Source organism: Streptomyces fuscigenes, from assembly GCF_021556455.1.
Taxonomy (GTDB): Bacteria; Actinomycetota; Actinomycetes; order Streptomycetales; family Streptomycetaceae; genus Streptomyces; species Streptomyces fuscigenes.
This window is the reverse complement of sequence record NZ_JAKGCV010000545.1, coordinates 1-3,259: the sequence shown is the minus strand read 5'-3', so window position 1 is coordinate 3,259 and position 3,259 is coordinate 1. Positions and strand designations below refer to the sequence as shown.

2 protein-coding genes are annotated in these 3,259 nt (G+C 73.1%); one reads left to right on the top strand and one right to left on the bottom strand.

Annotated elements, in window-relative coordinates; translation table 11 throughout:
- On the bottom strand, nucleotides 1-2,088 hold a 2,088-nt coding region (locus tag L1885_RS26010; protein WP_235799609.1), incomplete at its 3' end, for a sensor histidine kinase.
- Nucleotides 2,089-2,828: 740 nt separating this feature from the next.
- Here L1885_RS26010 and L1885_RS26005 point away from each other — a divergent pair.
- A partial coding sequence (locus tag L1885_RS26005; RefSeq protein WP_235799608.1) for a hypothetical protein occupies nucleotides 2,829-3,259 on the top strand: 431 nt, incomplete at its 3' end.

Here is a 3,259-nt window from a genome sequence, read left to right as displayed (position 1 = left end):
CGCCCGGGCGGCCGTGTCGCGGGCGGCGGCCCGGTCGCCCGGCACCGACGGCTCGGGGGCGGCGGCCGGGGCGAGCCTGACGCCGGACTCGAACCGCGACCAGGCCGCGGCGCTCAGCGGCGAGCGGCCGGAGTCGGACTCGTCGGACGCGTGCCGCCCGGACATCCGGTCCAGGCGCATCCCGGTCTCGGTCTCCGGCGCGTCCGTGAGCAGCGCGGCGGGCAGCAGGACGACGGCGCTGGTGCCGCCGTACGGGGACGGTTCGAGGGAGACGCGTACGTTCTGGCGCTGGGCCAGGCGGCTGACGACGAACAGGCCCAGCCGGTCCGTGTCGGACAGCTCGAACTCGGGCGTCTCCGCGAGCCGCAGGTTGGCTTCGAGGAGCGCCTCGGGCGGCATGCCGAGCCCCCGGTCGTGGATCTCCAGGGTGAAGCCGCCCGCGGTGCGCCCGCCGCTGACCTGCACGGCGGTCTGCGGGGGCGAGAACACCGTGGCGTTCTCCAGGAGTTCCGCGAGGAGGTGGGTGAGGTCGGCGACGGCGGGGCCGCCCACGCCGATCCGCGGGAGCCTGCGCACCTCGATGCGCTCGTAGTCCTCCACCTCGGCGACGGCGGCCCGGACGACGTCCATCAGGCGCACCGGCTTGCGCCACTGCCGCGAGGGCACGGCGCCGGAGAGGATGACGAGGCCCTCGGCGTGCCGGCGCATGCGGGTGGTGAGGTGGTCGAGCCGGAACAGGTCCGCCAGTTCCGTCGCGTCGTCGGTGCGCCGCTCCATCGCGTCGAGCAGGCCGAGCTGGCGGTGCAGCAGGACCTGGTTGCGGCGGGCGAGGTTGACGAAGACCTCGGCGACGCCGCGGCGGAGGTCCGCCTGCTTGACGGCGGCCTCGACGGCGGCGCGCTGCAGCGTGTTGAGTGCCTGGCCGACCTGGCCCATCTCGTTCTCGTCGTAGACGAGGCGGGGCGCCTCGGTCTCGATGTCGACCTGTTCGCCCGCGGCCAGCCGGCGCATCACGGACGGCAGGCGCACGCCCGCCGCCTCCCCGGCCTCCGTGCGCAGCTCGGACAGGTCGTGGATGAGCTGCCGGCCGACGCGCACGGAGACGGCGACGGACGCGACCAGCGCGATCAGGCCGAGCGCGGTCGCGGCGAGGAAACGCAGGTAGACGGCGTGACGGGCCGCGCCGGCGTGCCTCTGGAAGAGGTCGTCCGCCTTCGCGCTCTCCTTGTGGATGCCGTCCACGACGTACTCGGTGGCGTCCCGCCACTGCTGCGCGGTCATCGTCCGGTCGTTGACCATGGCGCCGGTGGTGGCGATCTCGTTCTCGTGCATAGCGAGCTTGTCGTTCGCCGCGCCGTCGTTGTAGCCGCGCAGGACCGCCGCCTCCTGCGAGGGCAGGTCCGCGAGGCTGGTGGCGTACAGGAGCTGGCGGTCGGCCACGAGCCCGGAGACGGTGCGGCGCTCGGCGGGGCTCAGCTCGCCCGCGACGAGGGCGGAGGTGACGAGGGCGTTCTCCCGGGAGAACATCTCCTGCGCCTGGAAGATGCCGACGAGGGCGCGGCCCTGGTTGTCGCCGTCCACGTCCTCCTTGCCGTACACGGTGGACAGGAAGAGGTAGCCGGGGTCGACCACGCCGGCGTAGAAGTCGAGGGCGGCGCTGCGGCTGACGGTGCCCTTGTCGACGGCGGCACGGAAGCTCACGAGCTTGCGGGACTGCGCCACGAGGCCGTCGAGGTGCTTGCCGGCCGTGGCGTCGAGGGTGCCGCGCAGTTGGGGCGAGTCGCCCGCGCGGACCTCGGCGAGGGCCTTGTCGGTCACGGCCCTGTCGTCGCGCAGCTGCTTCGCGGTGTCGCCGTCCCGGGGGGCCGCGAGGTGGATGAGCGTGTCCAGCCGCTCCTGCTGGACCGCGGCGACGGTGCGCTGCACCGGGTCGCCGACCTGGGCGACCGCGGCCTTCAGGTGGCGCAGGTCGAGCGCCTCGCTGCCGGTGAGCACGCCCGAGAGGGCGGACAGGGCGACAACCGATATCAGCGGCACGAGCAACAGTGCCACGATCTTCCTGCGGATGGACTTCCCGCGAAAGCGCATGGCCTCCCCCACCTCCGTCAGCAAACGGCGTGAGCCTACTACTGCCACACCAGCAACTCGAAGAGATGTCCGGCGCTCCGCCCGCCCATCCGGGCTTGATTGACGGGGTGTTGTCCCGTTTTGCCGGGACCCTCTTGTGTCGCTCCCAACAAAGCAGCAGGTCAACGGCTTTCATGAGTTCAAACACGAACGCAAAACCTTCACTCGCAGTGGCGGCGCGTGGGGCGTGTTGTGCGGAGCGTACGCAGGCGCGCGGAGCCGCACGGGGTGAACAGTCCTGAAATGACGCGTTCTTGGGCCCGATGAAGGGAATTCTGCCGCGGAGGCATGCGTCTTCCTGAGGGGTGCCGTGACCGGGGCCGGGCGGTGGCCGGTTGTTCCTTCCGCGCGGTGGTGCGGGGGCCGGCGGCGGCCGTTGGTCGCCACCGGCGCGGTGATGCGGGTCCGGGGCGGTCGTACGGGTTCGGGCGGTCGTACAGGTTCGGGCGGTCGTACGGGTTCGGGGGGTGACGCGGGAGTCGGGACGCGGGTTGGGCCGTCGTGCGGGGTCGGGCGGTCGTACGAGGCCGGCCCGCGCCGGGGGATCGGGCCGCATCGCGTGCCTCCGAGCGGAGTCGCGGGGTCCGGTCGTGGGGACGCCCGGAGTCCGGTCGGATCGACCGTCCCGCGGGGCGGACGAGTGACCGGACTGTTGCCGGGCAGTCGGTGTGAGGTCTTGAGCCGGTGGGGAGTGACGGTCCATGAAGAGGGACGAACGACGTGGCGGGGCGTCGGGGAGCGGCTTCACGGGGGTGACCCGTGGTCTGTGGGTGGAGGAGCCGGCGGTGCGCTACCGGCTGCCCGATCCGGTCAGAACGGCGGCGGTGCGGGCGGTGCTCGTGATGGCGCTGACGCTCGTGGAGGCGATGGTGACGCTGCTGGCGACGCTGGCGGACTCGTGGCTCGCGTTCCCGATGATGATCGCGAGCATAGCGTCCACGGTGCTCGCGACCTGGGCCGTTCTCGACGTGTGGGTGACGCGCCAGGTGTTCAACCAGCGCAACGGGGTGGTGTCGGTGCCCAGCAGCACCGCGCGGCGGCTGCGCAGGGAGCGCCGCACCGCCCGCCGCGCGGTGCGCACGGCGCGCCGGGAGGAGGACCGGGCGGCCCGTCGGCACGGCCGGGAGCCGGG